This is a genomic window from Dyadobacter sp. CY261 (genome assembly GCF_021440085.1).
Lineage (GTDB): Bacteria > Bacteroidota > Bacteroidia > Cytophagales > Spirosomataceae > Dyadobacter.
Map to the genome: position 1 here is coordinate 480371 of NZ_JAKCPW010000006.1, position 16184 is coordinate 496554.

Genomic DNA, 16184 nt, shown 5'->3' on the forward strand with positions numbered 1-16184 from the left:
AGTATGAATCAATCAGACACGCAAAAATGAATCAACAGGAGTTTTTAGAATCATTGGTTTGTCCACGCACAGGAACCCCTTTAACCATAGCCGAAGACGGCAAGTCACTCAAAAGCGAAGACGGCACTGTTTACGAAGTTGGCGACACAAACATTGTCAACATGCTGTATCCCAAAGAATTGCTTCCCGAAGATGCCCGAGAACAATATTTGTATGATCAGGCATTTCTTCGTTACGACCGAGGTGTTTCCTGGGTTTTCGAAACCCTGAACCATTCGGACGAAGCCGCCACCCGCCGCTTTTTCATCGATTTAATGGAATTGAAACCTGGTATGAAGGCCCTCGAAGTAGGTGCCGGAACCGGTAAGGATTCTGCATTGATTCTCGACAAGGTAAGGCCTGGCGGAACCGCGGTACTGTCTGATCTTTCGCCTAACATGCTGAAACTAGCGCAGGAAAAACTCGTAACCGACGATCTGAATGTACATTACTTCCTCGGCAACGGCTCCTACCTACCCTTCCCCGACGACACTTTCGACGCCGTGTTCCATTTCGGTGGCATTAATACGTTCTCGGAGCGCAAAAGAGCATTCGATGAGCTGACCCGTGTTGTAAAACCCGGCGGCAAAGTGGTGGTAGGCGATGAAAGCGTCGCCCCATGGCTTCGGAACACGCCTACTTACGCTACACTACTGAAAGCGAATCCGTTGTTCCGCGCCGAAGTGCCACTAGAAGATGTTCCTGCCAACATCGAGAACTTCAAGCTGCATTACGTGTTCGGAAATGCATTTTATGTGATGGAATACCGCGTAACCGCCAAGGCTCCGGAAGTGGATATCGATCTGCCGATTCCGGGCAAGGATTTCGTTGATAACTGGCGTCTTCGTGCTGAAAAAGCAGTTGATTAAGCATTACGCCATTTTTTCAATACTAAAATCAACGTTTCCAATGTGGGTAAAAAAAGGAGTTATTTATAAACCTGACGGCAGTCTGGCACACAGTCAGAGTCATGCGCAGGTGCCGTTTGCCTATAAGCATAAGGATTTTCTACGGATATATTTCTCGTCGCGGGATGTGAACACGCAATCGCGCCCTACGTTCATCGATGTGGACTATGACGATCCGAAAAAAATCCTTTACATACACGATAAGCCCGTGCTCGAATTGGGCGGACCGGGAGAATACGATGAAACCGGTGCCATGCCCGCATGGTTTGTGGATCGCCCTAACGGCGATATCTGGCTCTATTACACCGGCTGGAACCGTACTTGGAATTCCTACCGCCTTTCAATGGGGTTGTCGGTAAGCCACGACGGCGGTCTCACATTTAAGAAGATGTTCACCGGGCCGATTATGGACCGCAGCATTGAAAATCCGCTCTGGGCCGCGCAACCTTCTGTGCTGATTGACGACGGCACCTGGCGGATGTGGTACATTTCGGGCCACAAATGCGAGATAATTCACGATTATCCCGAGCCTTACTACCGCGCACAATCCGCGACTTCGAAAGACGGTATCCGCTGGGAGATCAGCGACATTCCGACACTCGATTTCGACGATTTTCTGCACGCTGTGGGCCGCCCGAGTGTATTTAAGGAAGATGGAATTTACAAAATGTATTATTCCTATCGCCATTCCCGCGATTACCGCACCGACCGCAACCAGAGCTACCGCCTGGGCTACGCCGAGTCGGCCGACGGTACGAACTGGGAACGCAAAGACCATTTGGTAGGCATCGCGAAATCCGACAATCCGGAAGATTTCGATTACGAAATGATCGATTACGCCAACTTCTACCAGCACAATGGCAAGCGTTACCTGCTTTACAACGGTAATGGTTTCGGTGCAGCGGGATTTGGTTATGCGGTTTGGGAAGATTAATATTTTGAAATAACTGAGACAGGTCATAGTCTCTGTATCAATGGCGAGATAATTTTGAAGAAATCACCATTAAATGTCACACAAGTGATCGCAAAATGAGTACACTTCAGGAGCAGTTCAATAGCGATGGTTATGTCCTTTTAAGAAACTACCTCGACAAGGGCGTCATTACCGAAATATATACCGAAGCCCGCAAGATATTTGCGACGCAAATCAAGCGTGTTACCGGCAAAACCGTCGATATCGACGACCGCGATACATTTGAAAACGCCATGTTCGAGTTCTTCGAAAAGGATTTCGATGGATTTGTGAGCACGGGTAAAACGGTTCAGCATGCATTTTCGCTGCACCGACTGGGCGTTGATCCGGTTATCGAAAATCTTTTGAAAGACGTAGGCCTGTCGGCTCCCATTATCGGTGCACGTGCAGCCATGCAATTCAACAGCCGCTTTTTATCCAAAGACGGCAGTAAGCACTGGAAACTTGATGCGCATCAGGACTGGCGCACAGGCCAGGGATCTCTCGACAGCGCGGTAATCTGGTTCCCGATGGTCGATGCAGGTGCGGATATCGGCGCATTGCAGGTGATCCCAGGCAGTCATAAGATCGGTTTGCAGGCTTCTACCACTTCGGGTTATCAGGGAGGCATTACCGTCGAGTTAAAGGATGAGGATTTTGTTCAAACGGAATTCAAAGTCGGTGATATCCTGATCTTCTCGGCATTCCTGATCCACCAGTCGGGTAACAATATTACCAACAACATTCGCTGGTCGGTGCAGCTTCGCTACAACAACCTCGACGAACCGACCTTCATAGAGCGCGGCTACCCAATGGCGTACATTTACAAACCTGAAACAGAGCTCGTAACACCGGATTTCCCGACGGTGGAGCAGTTAAAAGAGGTTTTTAGCTAGAAGTAAAAACGAATCCGGCCGATGAAGTTTACACAGTACTTCCTGTTTACACGAGAACGGCTGGATCGTCAGGAAATCAAGCTGGAATGGAGTGAGCAGGTTTTTAACGACCCGGAAAAGTAGCTATGGATATTCGATATTTTGAGGATACCGATACATTATGGGCTCGTCTTTCCAGCAAATCAATGGGGATTCCATTAAAGAATTGATCGCCATTTAAGTCAGTTTATGAAACTTTCCGTTTGCGTCCCGACGTACAACCACGAGCAATACATCGGTGAAATGCTGGATGGTGCATTGATGCAACAAACCAGCTTTGATTTTGAAATAGTCATCGGGGATGATGCATCGACGGATGCGACGGCTGACATTATTCGCAAATATTCCGCAGAAAAGCCTGGATTAATCCGGGCTTTTCTGCATTCTGAGAACCAGGGACCGAAAGAGCCGCGGGAGTTTGCCGGAAGAAACAATGTATTGCAACTTCTGAAAGCCTGCCGGGGCGAATATGTGGCGATGTGCGAAGGCGACGACTACTGGACCGACCCGCTGAAATTGCAAAAACAAGTTGATTTTTTGGATCAAAATCCGGATTTCGCTGTTTGCCACCACAATATGAAGGTCATTTATGAAGATGGCTCCTCTTCCCATTTCTTCAATGCGCCGGATCAGAAAGCCATTTCTACCATCGAAGATTTACTCGAAGACAAATGGTTTATGGCCACCGCCAGTTGGGTTTACCGCAACCACTTCCTGACCGAAGATTTCGCCGACTGGCACGCCAAAGCAGCAGCGGGCGACTGGGCAATCATGTTCCAGCTCGCCGCAAAAGGCAAAATCGGCTACCTGCCCGAAGTGATGGGTGTTTACCGCAAGCATAGCGCAGGACTGAGCAATGTGCATGCCCATACCAATTTTAAGTTCTTACAGAACCGAAGAGAAATGTTTGAGAATGTCGGCAAATGGCTGGATGGTGAATATGATGGTACGGTAGCCAAAACATTGCTGCGTTACGACGAGTTGCTGACAGGCTTTGAAAAAATTGGCAGTTCGAATTAATAATCTTTAATTTGTACAGTTTAACACCTACCACTTTTATGAAGCTAAGCGTCGTAATACCAGCATATAACGAAGAAGAATCCATTACCCATACTCTCGTATCTTTACACAATACATTAAATAAGTACAATATCCCCCACGAAATCTGCGTCACTAACGACAATTCTAAGGATGGGACATTGCGTGTGCTGGATGAACTTTCGCTTCAAATTCCTACGCTGGTTTACTACACCAACCCTGGCCCTAATGGTTTCGGCTATGCGGTACGCTATGGTTTGGAACGCTTTAAAGGCGATTGCGTAGCCGTTTTCATGGCCGATATGTCCGACGACCCCGAAGACCTCGTGAAGTTTTATCACAAAATGGTGGAAGGCGACTATGACTGCGTTTTCGGCTCACGCTGGGAGAAAGGTGGCAAGGTGATCGATTACCCGGCATTGAAAAAGGTGATCAACCGCGTGGCGAATGCTATCGTACGCATGGTAATGGGTATCAAGTACAATGATACAACGAATGCCTTCAAGCTGTACAAGCGTGAAACCATCGAAGGTATCAAACCATTTCTGGCACCTCACTTTAATCTCACCATCGAACTTCCGTTGAAAGCAATGGTGCGCGGCTATAACTACGCGGTGGTCCCCAACAGCTGGACTAACAGAAAATATGGCGAATCGAAGCTGAAAATTAAGGAAATGGGTAGCCGGTACTTCTTTATATTAATGTACTGCCTCATTGAAAAATACTTCTCGCAAGGTGATTTTATGAAGAAAACCGCCGCACCTAAGAAGGAAGTCAGCAGATAATCTTGCTTATTTAATCCACTCCTGGATAAAAGTCATCTTGTGGGCAATGTAGGAGATTGCCAACCCCCACACGAGTGCGCTGGCCGACATCCACATGAAGATCGAAGCTTTCGGTACGCGAAATGCGACGGCCAGAATAGGCCCGAATAATGGCGTAAATAGTGGCGGCGTCAGGAATGCGATGCCCACTATCCCGAATTTGCGCCAGATATTGACGGCAATACGGTTCGTTTTTGTGAATTTTTTGGGTGGTGATTTGCGGTATTTCTGAATGACATTTCGAATGGCCCCGCCTACGTATGTGAGCACGAACACGGAGAACATCATACCCACCGCCGAGCAAAGGGCGGTTTCGATCCAGGTTAATTTAAGCACAACCCCCGCAATCGGCCCTCCGAAGAATTTCAATGTACTGGCAAGCGCGACGGACAAGTATTTTAGCAAGGTGGTTTTCATTTACACTTTTACCTGTATCATTTCAGAAGCAAAACGCCTTGTCGCCTCGTTCGTCTCAACGTAATCCTCAAATGAAGGATTCCCAATAAACCCGATTTTGGCAAGGCTTTCGACAATTACGTCCGAAATATCCAGAAATCCTATCTTATCATGAAGGAATGCGTCAACGGCAATTTCATTGGCTGCATTGACGATACAGGCTGCATTTCCTCCCTTTTCCAGCACCTCGTAAGCAATAGCCAGGTTACGGAAGGTTTCCAGATCAGGTTTTTCGAAAGTGAGTGTCGGGTAGTCTATGAAGTTGAACCGCGGGAAATTCGATTTCATTCTTAGCGGATAATTCAAGGCATATTGAATAGGCAGTTTCATATCCGGCAGGCCCATTTGTGCTTTAATACTCCCATCTTCAAACTGCACCAGCGAATGCACAATGCTTTGCGGATGCACGATCACGTCTATTTGCGAAGCATCCAGTTCAAAAAGCCATTTTGCCTCAATTACTTCCAGCCCCTTGTTCATCAATGTCGCGGAATCAATCGTAATCTTAGCGCCCATACTCCAATTCGGATGTTTAAGTGCCTGCGCCTTCGTTACGTGTGTCAGGTATTCGCGGTCCTTTCCCCGGAATGGGCCACCTGAGGCGGTAAGTATGATTTTTTCAATTTTATTCGCCGATTCTCCCGCCAGGCATTGGAAGATAGCTGAATGTTCAGAATCGACTGGATAAATGCTGACATTATGTTCTCTAGCCAACGCGGTGATCAGCTCCCCGGCCACTACCAGCGTTTCTTTATTGGCTAATGCAATGTCCTTTCCAGCTTTGATAGCATGAATAGTGGGCAAAAGACCCGCGTAACCAACCATTGCAGTCAATACCACATCCACATGATCCGATTCTACCACCGAAGCCAATGCGGATGCGCTGCTGTAAACTTTGATATTGAATGGAAAAAGGGCATCCTTAACCCTTTCATAATGCGCTTCATTGCAAATAACAACCTCTCCCGGCTTGAATTTCACGGCCTGCTCAATGAGCAGATCGGCGTTTCCGCCGGCGGTAAGAACCGAAACGGAGAAGATTTCAGGGTTGGCTTCGATCACCTCGAGGGCCTGGGTGCCGATGGAGCCGGTCGAACCTAATATGGCTACTCTTTTCTTCATTGCATTCTCAGTTAGGTTCAATTTCGGTTCAGGCGGGTTAGTTCGTCAGCGATCTTGCGGTCGTTGGAAAGGCGAGGCACCTTATTCTGACCGCCCAACTTGCCATTTGCACGCATGTAGTCGATAAACGAGTTCTTGCGCAACGGGGTAAGTTCCAGGCGACGCAAGATGCTTCCTGTGATCAGGTCTTTATAATAAATGTTCAGCTCGATCAGGCGACGATCAAGGTCTTTCGCAAATTGTTCCAAATTATTTGGCGGGGTAGCAAATTCCACCAGCCATTCATGATAAGGAAGCCCACCATCCATCGAATTTACCATCGGCGCAACCGTCAGTTCTACAACTTCCGTTTCCGGATGTCTTTCCAATGCGTATTTCAATGCTTTTTCAATTTCTTCGCCAATAACGTGCTCGCCAAATGCAGAAATAAAATGCTTGATACGGCCGGTAACCAATATTTTGTAAGGATCAATAGAAACAAACTTGACAGTATCGCCTAACGAATAACCCCATAATCCTGCATTATTGTTAACGATCACAGCGTAATTCTTCCCTACCTCCACTTCTCCGATTGATAGTCGCTTAGGATTCTCATCGAAATAATGCTCCACAGGAAGGAATTCGAAGAAAATACCGGTGTCTAACAACAATAACAGGCCATCGTCATTCTGCTTATCCTGATAAGCCAGAAAGCCTTCGGAGGCAGGATATAATTCAATGGAATCAATAGGCTTGCCGACGGATTCGAACAGCTTCGCGCGGTAGGGTTCGAAGTTTACACCACCATAGATAAAGAGTGAGAAATCGGGGAAAACATCCTTGATCTTTTTGCCGGTACGCTCGATAATGCGGTCGAAGTACATTTGCACCCAGGGAGGAATGCCGGAAATGAGTGACATACGCTGGTCGAGCGTTTCAGCGATGATCTTATCCAGCTTGGTTTCCCAATCCTCGATGCAGTTGGTGTCGTAAGTCGGCAGTTGGTTTGCGCGCAAATAGCCCGGCACGTGGTGGTTCGAAATCCCTGACAAGCGGCCTGTCAGCACCCCACCGGTTTCTGTCAGTATCGGGCTACCAGATAGGAAAATGAGCTTATTATCCAGAAATTCAGATCTTTGGGTCTCTTCAATATACGTCAAAATGGCATTCTTCGCCGAGTCGATGTGGTTGGAAATCGAGTCCCTGGAAATAGGGATGTATTTGGTACCGGAAGTGGTGCCCGATGTTTTGGCAAAATACAAAGGCTTGCCCGGCCACAAAATATCACTTTCCCCAGATTTTATTTTCTCGACATAAGGTTTCAGATCCTCATAGTCGCTTATTGGAACGGCTTCCTTGAAATCGGAATAGCTATGAATGTCTTTAAAAAAATGATCTTTCCCAAACTGTGTACCAGCAGCCTTTTTCACCAGTTCCAACCTCCACTTTTCCTGTACCTCCACGCTTCGAGCGATCCATTCCTGCTGCTGTTTGACAATGTAACGAGCCAGCGGCCTGCTCAAAATTGATCTGATTCCCATAGTAAAAACAAATGTACGCAGGATTTGCAAATTCAATGATTTTACCGGGTCTCTAACCCGGTTGGAAATCCGGTTGGAAACCCGGTTGGAGGCGGCGTCGGAAAGCCCATTGCACCCCCCTCTGGAACTAGTTTTACACCTATACGACAGCCCAAACCGAAATTTTTTAAATGCCTTTGTTTGTGGTTAATAATCTGTAATTTTGCCCTCCTGAAATCAAAGTGAGCAAAGTTTTTAACATTATATATGGGATTGTTTGATTTTTTGACGAGCGATATAGCGATTGATTTGGGTACTGCCAATACTCTGATCATCCATAAAGATACAGTTGTTGTTGATGAGCCGTCGATCATTGCCATGGATAAAACCACCGGCAAAGTACTGGCGATCGGCCACACGGCAATGCAAATGCATGAGAAGACGAACGAGAATATCAAAACAATCCGTCCTCTAAAAGACGGGGTGATCGCCGACTTTACGGCGGCTGAAATGATGATCCGCGGAATGATCAAAATGATCGACACGGGCAGCCGTTTCTTCACTCCCTCTCACCGCATGGTAGTTTGTATTCCTTCGGGAATTACGGAAGTAGAAAAGCGTGCGGTAAAGGATTCTTGCGAGCACGCTGGCGCGAAAGAAGTATACATGGTTCATGAGCCAATCGCAGCGGCGATCGGTATTGGCATCGACATTACACAGCCTAATGGGGTGATGATCGTCGATATCGGCGGTGGAACTACTGAAATCGCGGTAATCGCGTTGTCAGGTATCGTTTGCGAGCAGTCGGTACGTATTGCAGGTGACGTTTTCACTCGTGATATCGTGGATTACATGCGCCGCGAGCACAACCTGCTGATTGGTGAGCGTTCTGCCGAACTCATTAAAATGGCGATCGGTTCCGCTTCTCCTGAACTAGAAGTGCCATTGGACGACTACCAGATCCGCGGCCGTGACCTTATGACAGGTATTCCCAAGGAAATCCGTGTCACTTACAGCGAAATCGCCTATTCTCTCGATAAGTCGATCTCCAAAATTGAAGAGGGTGTCATGAAAGCCCTTGAAATTTCTCCTCCGGAGCTTTCTGCGGATATTTTCAAAAACGGTATTTACCTTACAGGCGGCGGCGCACTGATCCACGGGCTCGACAGACGTATCGCTCAGAAAACCAAATTGCCCGTGCACATCGCCGACGATCCGTTGAAAGCGGTTGTAAAGGGTACGGGGGAAGTCCTCAAAAACCTCGAACTATACAAGCCTGTACTGATTTCGTAGGATTAGGTCGCTCACAGTTCATCAGTCGGCGCATCATGCGTAAAAAATTTCTATTTTTGCGCATGATGCGCCGCGCAGCGTGCCGATTGATGAATTGCGCGTGAACATTTAACCCCATGCTCCAACTCGTTGATTTCGTTGTCCGGAATCGTTTCTTCTTGGTTTTTGTATTACTGGAAGTACTCAGTGTCTGGCTGATTGTGCGCAACAATACCTACTGGGGAGCTACCTATTTCAATACTTCCAATTATTACGTAGCCAAAACACTCGCGTTTTCGAACTCAGTACGCGACTATACGAAACTAGACGAGATCAATGCCGACCTAGCGAACGAGAATGCGCGCCTGCATGCCATGGTGACCACATTGAGCCAGCAAAAGCCCCGTGAGGCCCCTGCGGGTTACACGCCCGATTCCGCATTTGCAGCACGTTATACTTACACGATCGCCAAAGTAGTTGATAATGAAACCAACAAGGCGAACAACGTAATCACGATCGATAAGGGAACAGCAGATGGCATTAAGCCGGGTATGGGAGTCATTTCGGCAACAGGTGTGGTGGGGAAGGTTCGGTTCTGCTCTGCAAACTATTCGGTGATCACTTCGATCCTGCATTCTCAGTTTATGGTTTCGTCCAAACTGATCCGTAGTAAGGAAATTGGTTACGCCAAATGGGACGGAAAAGATCCTAATCTCATTGACATGATTGACGTTTCGAAGTATACCAAGGTTTTTAAGGGTGATTCGGCGGTAACGTCAGATCAAAATTCTGTTTTCCCACCCAACATTATGGTCGGAAAGGTGGAAAGCGTAGCCGTGAATCCGAACCAGACATTTTATAACATTACCCTCCGCCTCGCAACCGACTTCCGGAACCTCTCCTACGTGTATGTGGTACAAAATCACCAACTTGTAGAACAGGAAAACCTTAAATTAAGAACCATAGAACCCAAGAAATGAGCTTACGCGAGGCAATACAATATTCCCTGATGATTCTGCTTTACTTGTTTTTGCAGATCTTCTTCATGCGGAATATCGTACTTTTCAACTACGCGTTCTGCTTTATTTACATTGCCGGTATTCTGCTCTTGCCGGCCGATATGGACCGGATGTACGCGCTCCTGATCGCATTTGGTATCGGTTTTACCGTCGATGTTTTTTCCAACACCTTTGGTATGCACGCTTCTGCCACGGTGCTGATCGCCTACCTGCGGCCACTGCTGATCCATTATCAGATGAAGTCGCGCGGGGCCGAACGCGCGGAGGTAGGCATACGTGCGCAAGGGTTTGGGGCGTTCGTGTCGTACATTTTTCCTTTGATCCTCTTACACCATTCTATGTTGTTCCTGATGGAGATGAACAACTTTGGAATGATCCTGTATACCTTGATCCGCATCGGTGCCAGCACTTTGTTCACAACTATCCTGATTATCCTGCTGGAACTTTTCTCCAAACGATAGTATGACATTTTGGCGGAACCGCCTTTTTGGCTCGAAATTTGATGTATTAACATTAAATTAACGATAGGAAGCGGCACCGTTTGGGAGGCTAATCAGTTATCCCATCTCTATTTAATTTTATCGTGAAAAAAGGGCAGTTAGGGCGCTCCAATCAGCCGTTTGTCAAATTTTAATTTGTATGAATTGGAGCTGTTATTAATCTTTGTAAATTCAGCATTCCTATGTTAGTTGCCATGTCAGAAACGCTCACGACTAATGAATACACGGATGATCTTCGTTATGAAGTATTTAACCGCGAGTTCATGCCACACATCGATTCCATGTACAACTTCGCCTTCCGACTTACCATGGACGAGGACGATGCCAATGACCTGGTTCAAGATACATATCTGAAGGCGTTCCGTTTTATATCTTCTTTTGAGCAGGGTACCAATGCAAAAGCCTGGCTTTTCAGGATCCTCAAAAACAGCTTCATCAACGACTACCGTAAAAAAAGTAAAGAACCTTCCAAAGTTGATTATCAGGAAGTTGAAACGACCTATAATTCTGAGGAAGCATCCGATACCACTTATACCGTAGACCTCCGTGCCGATGCTGTACAGGAACTAATCGGCGATGAGGTCGCTAATGCACTCAACGCCCTGCCTGTCGACTTCAGAACGGTCATTATTCTCTGCGATATCGAAGGTTTCACCTACGAAGAGATGGCCAAAATCCTGGACATTCCGATCGGAACGGTGAGGTCCAGATTGCACCGCGCACGTAACCTTCTGAAAGAAAAACTCAGAAGTTACGCGAGCTCAATGGGATATGATTCATAGGTTGTGAAACTTTTTTTGCAACCTCTTCGGTTATAGGGTACAACTGTACATATATTCCATTATTCTTTTTTCATTTTAACTAATGAATGCATCTTCCACGACGCCTTCTGTAACAGAAGTTGCGCAAAAACAAATGAAGCATACCTGCGAGCATCATGCTGAGTGTATGAAAGTCATTCAGGCCATCCTGGATGACGAGGCGAGTGAAGCAGAGAAGGACCATTTCCGCGAAAACATGGACAAATGTATCCCTTGCATCGAGGCGTACCGTCTTGAAAAATGTATCAAAGACTCTCTCAATTTCAAAATTGTCAAGAAGCCTTGTCCGGAGAGCATCCTAAATACAATCATGTCAAAAATTAACAGTTAATCTGTTCGAGTGAAAGGTAAGCTTATCATATTTTCTGCCCCTTCCGGATCCGGAAAGACTACCATCGTAAGGCATCTTTTAAATAAATACACACAGCAACTGGCATTCTCTGTCTCGGCATGCACCCGCACACGGAGAGACCATGAAGTGGATGGCAAAGATTACTACTTTCTAACCTTACAGGATTTTCGCCAGAAAATCGCAGATCAGCAGTTCGCGGAATGGGAAGAAGTTTACGCTGGCAACTATTACGGCACCCTTAAAGCCGAAATACAACGCCTTTGGGACGAAGGCAAACACGTTCTCTTCGATGTGGACGTGAAAGGAGGGTTAAAACTGAAAGAAGCATATGGCGATGCCGCACTTGGTATATTTGTGAAAGTTACCTCCGACGAAGAAATCAAACGCCGCCTTGCACGGCGTGGGACCGAAACACCCGAAACCCTTGCAACCCGCCTCGCCAAAGTGCGCTATGAACAAAGTTTCGAACATGAATTTGACCAGGTCCTTGTCAATGATCACCTGGAAGAGGCACTTGCCAAAGCGGAGGAACTCGTTCAGACATTTATTCAATCCTAAATTTTATTGTCAGCGATGAAAGTCGGCCTGTTTTTCGGATCGTTTAATCCAATCCATACCGGGCACCTGATCATCGCCAACACGATGGCTACCACAACGGACCTCGAACAGGTCTGGTTTATCGTAAGCCCTCAAAATCCGTTCAAAAAAAACAGCAGCCTGTTGCACGAATTCGATCGTTTCGACCTCGTGCAACGTGCTATTTCGGATAATGCATTGCTCCGGGCAACTGATATCGAATTTCACATGCCTAAGCCGAGCTACACGATCGATACGCTCGTGCGTTTGCAGGAAAAATATCCACAGCATGAGTTTAAGCTAATCATGGGCGAGGATAACCTGGCGCAATTTCCGAACTGGAAGAACTACGAGAAAATACTTGAATACACCGGACTATACGTCTACCCACGCCCCAGCTCAAAGGCGCACGCATTCGGTAACCATCCCCATGTGAAATTCGTGCAAGCGCCGCTGCTCGATATTTCGGCCACATTCCTTCGCGCCTGCATTAAAAACGGCCAGTCAATCCGTTACATGGTGCCCGAGCCGGTGGAGCAGCTGATTAAGATCAAGAAGTTTTATGTATGATCAGAGCGGCCTGTCCTGGTAGGTGATTTCTGATAATAAGCCGACTGCATTGAATTTCAGGATCACCTTCCGTGAATCCGATTTCGCCTGCATATTCTCGCATTGCGGGCCCTTTTCAAGAAAATACACGTAGAATTTAATATTACGCTCGCCGAGCTGCTGAATGTCTGGCCTGCCTAGCAACTCTCCGATCGTATCGGCGAACTTTCCCTTCAATTCTTTTTCAACACTTTTAAAATCGGCTTCCAGCGCTTTTCGCGCATCGTCACAACCACCACGGTCGCCGCGCCATTTTTTAAGGTCCAGATTGCCTAATTTATCAGGGGTACTGGAACAGGCGGCCACTATGCCAATCAATGTGGTAAGAAGAACTTTTATAGATAATTTCATTGTCATGATTCGTTCATTCAAAACAGCAGCGAATCTAGCCATACAACACGAGAATATGAAACAACTCCTAACCATACTCCTGACCCTGGCTATCCTCCCGGCCATTGGCCAGAACAATGCCCCCCAGCCCATCGACGGCACAGATTGCTCCAATTTGTTTTTTAAAGCAATGCTTGAAGAAGATGCCGTGACTATTACCGGCCTTGTGTCAGCCGATTTTACGGTCATTAACTTCAATGGCCAGACCATCGACGGACGGTCATTGCAACAGGCTATCGCGCAGGGTTACATTATCGTCGACTCCGGCATCCTTACGGGCGCACGCACGCGTACGTACGGAGATGTGACCATGGTGCAGGGCCTTTGGAATGTAAGCGCGAGGATTCAGAATAATAGCTTTAACGGCGACGTCGCATACACGACGGTGTGCGTGCGCTCTGGAGGGAAATGGAGGGTTACGACGATCCAATTGACGCCTGTACAATAATTAAGTTTAGGCATAAAAAAAGAGAACCGGAACCAGTTCTCTTTTTCAATTTATAGTCTAACATTACATTCTAAACATTCATCAGCGATTCGCGACGGCGCATCTTCCCGGCCGGGATACCGAACATCATCTTGAATCGGCGGCAAAAATAAGCTGTGTCTTTGTAACCCACATCGGAACCGATCGCGCGGATGCTTTTCTTTGACGTGCGGAGCAGATCCACAGCCTTTTCCATCCGCTGGTATTCGATGTAATCTTGCGGGTTGATACCGGTCAGCATTTTGAAATACTGTCCTACATAATCCTCTGAAACGTTCGCCACGTTCGCTAGAACCTTGTTTGACAGGTCACCGCCCAGATTATCTTTGATGTAAGCGAAAATGTCGATCAGACGAGGGTCTTTGAAATAAGTACTGTTCGTTACGAGTTGCTCGACGAACAGTTTATTTTTTAGAATGTATCGGATGATCTCGATCACCACCTCTTCGGTTTTGATCTTGATGATACGGCCTTTTCCAGGTGTATCGAGCATATCTTCCGTTAAAATCTGATTAATCGTCGCTGCAATCTGATCATCACGTTTGATCAGGAACGGAGGTACGTCCAGGGAAGTGAAGAAATTAACGGTATCAAATACTTTCGCTTCGAAGGAAATCAATCCGAAAGAGTTAGGCAACTTCCCGATCAATGCGGGATCGTGGCCTGCTTCTATATAATTGTCACGATTGGTCATGAACTCTTCGTTCGATACGGTCTTGGCTGTCTGCGTATTACCGTACGTCACTGTGGCGTGCTTGCCTCCCGGAATAAATAGCATATCCCCTTCCTCAACTCTCTGCGACTCTTCTGAACCGAAAGATACTTCGCCATCGTACAGAATGGTCAGGGAGTTCTGTACATCGTAAAAGTTTTTGATTGTGATGGGTTGTAAAATCCTGATATGACGGGCCTTCACAAATTTCACTCCTAACGACTCAATAATCTTATTATAATCTTCCATACTTGATATATTTAAGGGTCGTTTTGACCGATTATTCAAATTTTGTACAAATCTAATAAATTGTACAAAACTAATACAAGTATAGTTTCACAAAAATTTAAAAAAAAGTGATATTTTGATATTATTTTAATCCAAGATTCAGAATAAAATCGACTTTCCCGGGAAAACCGGATCATTTGAGAAGCTCACGGGCTATTACGAGTTTTTGGATTTCGGAGGTACCCTCATAAATCTGTGTAATTTTAGCATCGCGCATTAGCCTTTCAACATGGTATTCTTTCACATAACCGTAGCCTCCGTGCACCTGGACGGCCTCCGTTGTCACCCACATCGCTATTTCAGATGCATACAACTTTGCCATCGCCGCTGCCTGAACGTAGTCCTTTCCTTCATCTTTCAACCGGGCGGCCCTATAAACAAGTAACCGGGCAGCCTCAATTTTCGTGGCCATTTCGGACAATTTGAATTGGATCGCCTGGTGTTCGGCGATTGGCTTGCCGAATGTCTTTCTTTCCTTGGAATATTTTAAGGAAAGTTCAAACGCACCTTCCGCAATTCCCAGTGCCTGTGCCGCGATCCCAATCCGACCGCCATTCAGCACATTCATCGCGAACTTGAAACCGAAACCATCCTCACCGATCCGGTTTCCCGCAGGTACTTTTACATCTAAAAACATTAAACTATTTGTATCTGACGCCCGTATGCCCATTTTATCCTCTTTCTTGCCTACCGAAAAACCTTCCCAACCCTTCTCGACAATTAATACATTAATCCCCTTATGCCGCAGTTCAGGATGCGTCTGCGCAATGACGAGGCACACCGACGATGTACCGCCATTCGTGATCCAGTTCTTGGTGCCGTTCAATAAATAATGGTCACCATTCGGAAACGCAGTCGTGTGCTGTGAAGTGGCGTCTGAACCGGCTTCCGGTTCAGACAGGCAAAATGCGCCGATGATCTCGCCGGAAGCGAGGCGGGTCAGATACCGCTGTTTTTGGTCCTCCGTACCATACTTTTCAAGCCCCCAGCAAACCAGCGAATTATTTACCGACATAATCACGCCGGCAGAAGCGTCGATCTTCGAAATCTCCTCCATCGCAAGCACATAAGCGAGCGTATCCATGCCGCCGCCGCCATATTCAGGGGCTACCATCATACCCAAAAGGCCCAATTCAGCCATTTTACGCAACAAAGCCGGATCAAAATACTGGACTGTATCCCGTTCGATAACACCCGCAAGCAATTCGGTTTGTGCAAAATCACGTGCAGCGGCTTGCACAGCCAGGTGCTCTTCACTAAGGTTGAAGTCCATTCCGGAAAGTGGTTGCGTAGCTGACATAGAAGACGTTGATTTTTGAGGACGAAGATTTTCAAAAATAGGATTTCCAAAAACAGTATGCAAGCATACAATTGTCTAACCGATT

The 16184-nt window shown here is 46.7% G+C and carries 19 protein-coding genes; 13 read left to right on the forward strand and 6 right to left on the reverse strand.

Translation table 11 applies throughout. The annotated features are described in order from the left end of the window. The first annotated feature begins 26 nt into the window (after positions 1-26). From LZD49_RS19415 to LZD49_RS19435, 5 genes are all read left to right on the forward strand, one after another. A complete protein-coding gene (locus LZD49_RS19415) occupies positions 27-908 on the forward strand; it encodes a class I SAM-dependent methyltransferase (RefSeq protein ID WP_234669231.1) in 882 nt (293 codons plus the stop codon). A 40-nt stretch (positions 909-948) separates the two neighbouring features. Then, on the forward strand, positions 949-1881 hold the full coding sequence (locus LZD49_RS19420; RefSeq protein WP_234669232.1) for a hypothetical protein: 933 nt from the start codon (positions 949-951) through the stop codon (positions 1879-1881). 95 nt (positions 1882-1976) lie between these two features. Next, on the forward strand, positions 1977-2795 hold the full coding sequence (locus tag LZD49_RS19425) for a phytanoyl-CoA dioxygenase family protein (RefSeq protein ID WP_234669233.1): 819 nt from the start codon (positions 1977-1979) through the stop codon (positions 2793-2795). Between the two features lie 228 nt (positions 2796-3023). Beyond that, positions 3024-3854 (forward strand): glycosyltransferase, encoded by an 831-nt coding sequence (locus LZD49_RS19430; protein ID WP_234669234.1) that lies wholly within the window; start codon positions 3024-3026, stop codon positions 3852-3854. A 38-nt stretch (positions 3855-3892) separates the two neighbouring features. Next, positions 3893-4657, forward strand: coding sequence for a glycosyltransferase family 2 protein (locus tag LZD49_RS19435; protein WP_234669235.1), 765 nt, complete (start codon positions 3893-3895; stop codon positions 4655-4657). 6 nt (positions 4658-4663) lie between these two features. Here LZD49_RS19435 and LZD49_RS19440 read toward each other — a convergent pair whose 3' ends face one another. Genes LZD49_RS19440 through LZD49_RS19450 form a run of 3 tightly spaced genes read right to left on the reverse strand, consistent with a single transcriptional unit; the run spans position 4664 to position 7794 of the window. After that, positions 4664-5113 (reverse strand): hypothetical protein, encoded by a 450-nt coding sequence (locus tag LZD49_RS19440; protein WP_234669236.1) that lies wholly within the window; start codon positions 5111-5113, stop codon positions 4664-4666. Then, entirely contained in the window at positions 5114-6274 is a 1161-nt protein-coding gene (locus LZD49_RS19445) for a 1-deoxy-D-xylulose-5-phosphate reductoisomerase (protein ID WP_234669237.1), read from the reverse strand. Between the two features lie 17 nt (positions 6275-6291). Then, entirely contained in the window at positions 6292-7794 is a 1503-nt protein-coding gene (locus LZD49_RS19450) for a GH3 auxin-responsive promoter family protein (protein ID WP_234669238.1), read from the reverse strand. Between the two features lie 246 nt (positions 7795-8040). On the opposite strand from LZD49_RS19450, the gene LZD49_RS19455 reads away from it, so the two are divergent. From LZD49_RS19455 to nadD, 7 genes are all read left to right on the forward strand, one after another. Continuing rightward, positions 8041-9066: a rod shape-determining protein gene (locus tag LZD49_RS19455; protein ID WP_015813280.1), complete on the forward strand. Its 1026-nt coding sequence runs from the start codon at positions 8041-8043 to the stop codon at positions 9064-9066. Positions 9067-9182: 116 nt separating this feature from the next. Then, positions 9183-10025, forward strand: a complete 843-nt coding sequence (gene mreC, locus LZD49_RS19460) for a rod shape-determining protein MreC (protein ID WP_234669239.1) — start codon at positions 9183-9185, stop codon at positions 10023-10025. A gap of 29 nt (positions 10026-10054) precedes the next feature. Continuing rightward, entirely contained in the window at positions 10055-10525 is a 471-nt protein-coding gene (locus LZD49_RS19465) for a hypothetical protein (RefSeq protein WP_234669240.1), read from the forward strand. A 221-nt stretch (positions 10526-10746) separates the two neighbouring features. After that, positions 10747-11346: a sigma-70 family RNA polymerase sigma factor gene (locus LZD49_RS19470; protein WP_015813277.1), complete on the forward strand. Its 600-nt coding sequence runs from the start codon at positions 10747-10749 to the stop codon at positions 11344-11346. 82 nt (positions 11347-11428) lie between these two features. Beyond that, the gene (locus LZD49_RS19475; protein ID WP_234669241.1) at positions 11429-11716 is read left to right on the forward strand and encodes a phosphohydrolase; all 288 of its coding nucleotides are present in this window, start codon (positions 11429-11431) and stop codon (positions 11714-11716) included. A 9-nt stretch (positions 11717-11725) separates the two neighbouring features. Next, the gene (gene gmk, locus LZD49_RS19480; RefSeq protein ID WP_234669242.1) at positions 11726-12295 is read left to right on the forward strand and encodes a guanylate kinase; all 570 of its coding nucleotides are present in this window, start codon (positions 11726-11728) and stop codon (positions 12293-12295) included. Between the two features lie 15 nt (positions 12296-12310). Next, complete coding sequence (gene nadD, locus LZD49_RS19485) at positions 12311-12883, forward strand: nicotinate (nicotinamide) nucleotide adenylyltransferase (protein ID WP_234669243.1); 573 nt, start codon at positions 12311-12313, stop codon at positions 12881-12883. Here the strand turns inward: nadD and LZD49_RS19490 are convergent, their stop codons facing one another. Then, positions 12884-13273 (reverse strand): hypothetical protein, encoded by a 390-nt coding sequence (locus tag LZD49_RS19490; RefSeq protein WP_234669244.1) that lies wholly within the window; start codon positions 13271-13273, stop codon positions 12884-12886. A gap of 55 nt (positions 13274-13328) precedes the next feature. On the opposite strand from LZD49_RS19490, the gene LZD49_RS19495 reads away from it, so the two are divergent. Then, positions 13329-13760 carry a nuclear transport factor 2 family protein gene (locus tag LZD49_RS19495; RefSeq protein ID WP_234669245.1) on the forward strand — a complete coding sequence of 144 codons (432 nt, stop codon included), beginning with the start codon at positions 13329-13331 and terminating at the stop codon, positions 13758-13760. A 70-nt stretch (positions 13761-13830) separates the two neighbouring features. Here LZD49_RS19495 and LZD49_RS19500 read toward each other — a convergent pair whose 3' ends face one another. Together LZD49_RS19500 and LZD49_RS19505 are read right to left on the reverse strand one after the other, a co-directional pair. Continuing rightward, on the reverse strand, positions 13831-14760 hold the full coding sequence (locus LZD49_RS19500; RefSeq protein ID WP_234669246.1) for an AraC family transcriptional regulator: 930 nt from the start codon (positions 14758-14760) through the stop codon (positions 13831-13833). Positions 14761-14932: 172 nt separating this feature from the next. After that, positions 14933-16072 (reverse strand): acyl-CoA dehydrogenase, encoded by a 1140-nt coding sequence (locus LZD49_RS19505; protein WP_234669265.1) that lies wholly within the window; start codon positions 16070-16072, stop codon positions 14933-14935. Positions 16073-16184: the final 112 nt, after the last annotated feature.

What these genes read in the sequence shown, in the direction of transcription:
- nadD (WP_234669243.1), top strand. Translation starts at nt 12,311, where the DNA reads ATGAAAGTCGGCCTGTTTTTCGGATCGTTTAATCCAATCCATACCGGG.
- LZD49_RS19470 (WP_015813277.1), top strand. Translation starts at nt 10,747, where the DNA reads ATGTTAGTTGCCATGTCAGAAACGCTCACGACTAATGAATACACGGAT.
- LZD49_RS19450 (WP_234669238.1), bottom strand. Translation starts at nt 7,794, where the DNA reads ATGGGAATCAGATCAATTTTGAGCAGGCCGCTGGCTCGTTACATTGTC.
- LZD49_RS19420 (WP_234669232.1), top strand. Translation starts at nt 949, where the DNA reads ATGTGGGTAAAAAAAGGAGTTATTTATAAACCTGACGGCAGTCTGGCA.
- LZD49_RS19495 (WP_234669245.1), top strand. Translation starts at nt 13,329, where the DNA reads ATGAAACAACTCCTAACCATACTCCTGACCCTGGCTATCCTCCCGGCC.
- mreC (WP_234669239.1), top strand. Translation starts at nt 9,183, where the DNA reads ATGCTCCAACTCGTTGATTTCGTTGTCCGGAATCGTTTCTTCTTGGTT.
- LZD49_RS19465 (WP_234669240.1), top strand. Translation starts at nt 10,055, where the DNA reads ATGATTCTGCTTTACTTGTTTTTGCAGATCTTCTTCATGCGGAATATC.
- LZD49_RS19440 (WP_234669236.1), bottom strand. Translation starts at nt 5,113, where the DNA reads ATGAAAACCACCTTGCTAAAATACTTGTCCGTCGCGCTTGCCAGTACA.
- LZD49_RS19475 (WP_234669241.1), top strand. Translation starts at nt 11,429, where the DNA reads ATGAATGCATCTTCCACGACGCCTTCTGTAACAGAAGTTGCGCAAAAA.
- LZD49_RS19500 (WP_234669246.1), bottom strand. Translation starts at nt 14,760, where the DNA reads ATGGAAGATTATAATAAGATTATTGAGTCGTTAGGAGTGAAATTTGTG.
- LZD49_RS19455 (WP_015813280.1), top strand. Translation starts at nt 8,041, where the DNA reads ATGGGATTGTTTGATTTTTTGACGAGCGATATAGCGATTGATTTGGGT.
- LZD49_RS19445 (WP_234669237.1), bottom strand. Translation starts at nt 6,274, where the DNA reads ATGAAGAAAAGAGTAGCCATATTAGGTTCGACCGGCTCCATCGGCACC.
- LZD49_RS19490 (WP_234669244.1), bottom strand. Translation starts at nt 13,273, where the DNA reads ATGAAATTATCTATAAAAGTTCTTCTTACCACATTGATTGGCATAGTG.
- LZD49_RS19430 (WP_234669234.1), top strand. Translation starts at nt 3,024, where the DNA reads ATGAAACTTTCCGTTTGCGTCCCGACGTACAACCACGAGCAATACATC.
- LZD49_RS19415 (WP_234669231.1), top strand. Translation starts at nt 27, where the DNA reads ATGAATCAACAGGAGTTTTTAGAATCATTGGTTTGTCCACGCACAGGA.
- LZD49_RS19425 (WP_234669233.1), top strand. Translation starts at nt 1,977, where the DNA reads ATGAGTACACTTCAGGAGCAGTTCAATAGCGATGGTTATGTCCTTTTA.
- LZD49_RS19435 (WP_234669235.1), top strand. Translation starts at nt 3,893, where the DNA reads ATGAAGCTAAGCGTCGTAATACCAGCATATAACGAAGAAGAATCCATT.
- LZD49_RS19505 (WP_234669265.1), bottom strand. Translation starts at nt 16,072, where the DNA reads ATGGACTTCAACCTTAGTGAAGAGCACCTGGCTGTGCAAGCCGCTGCA.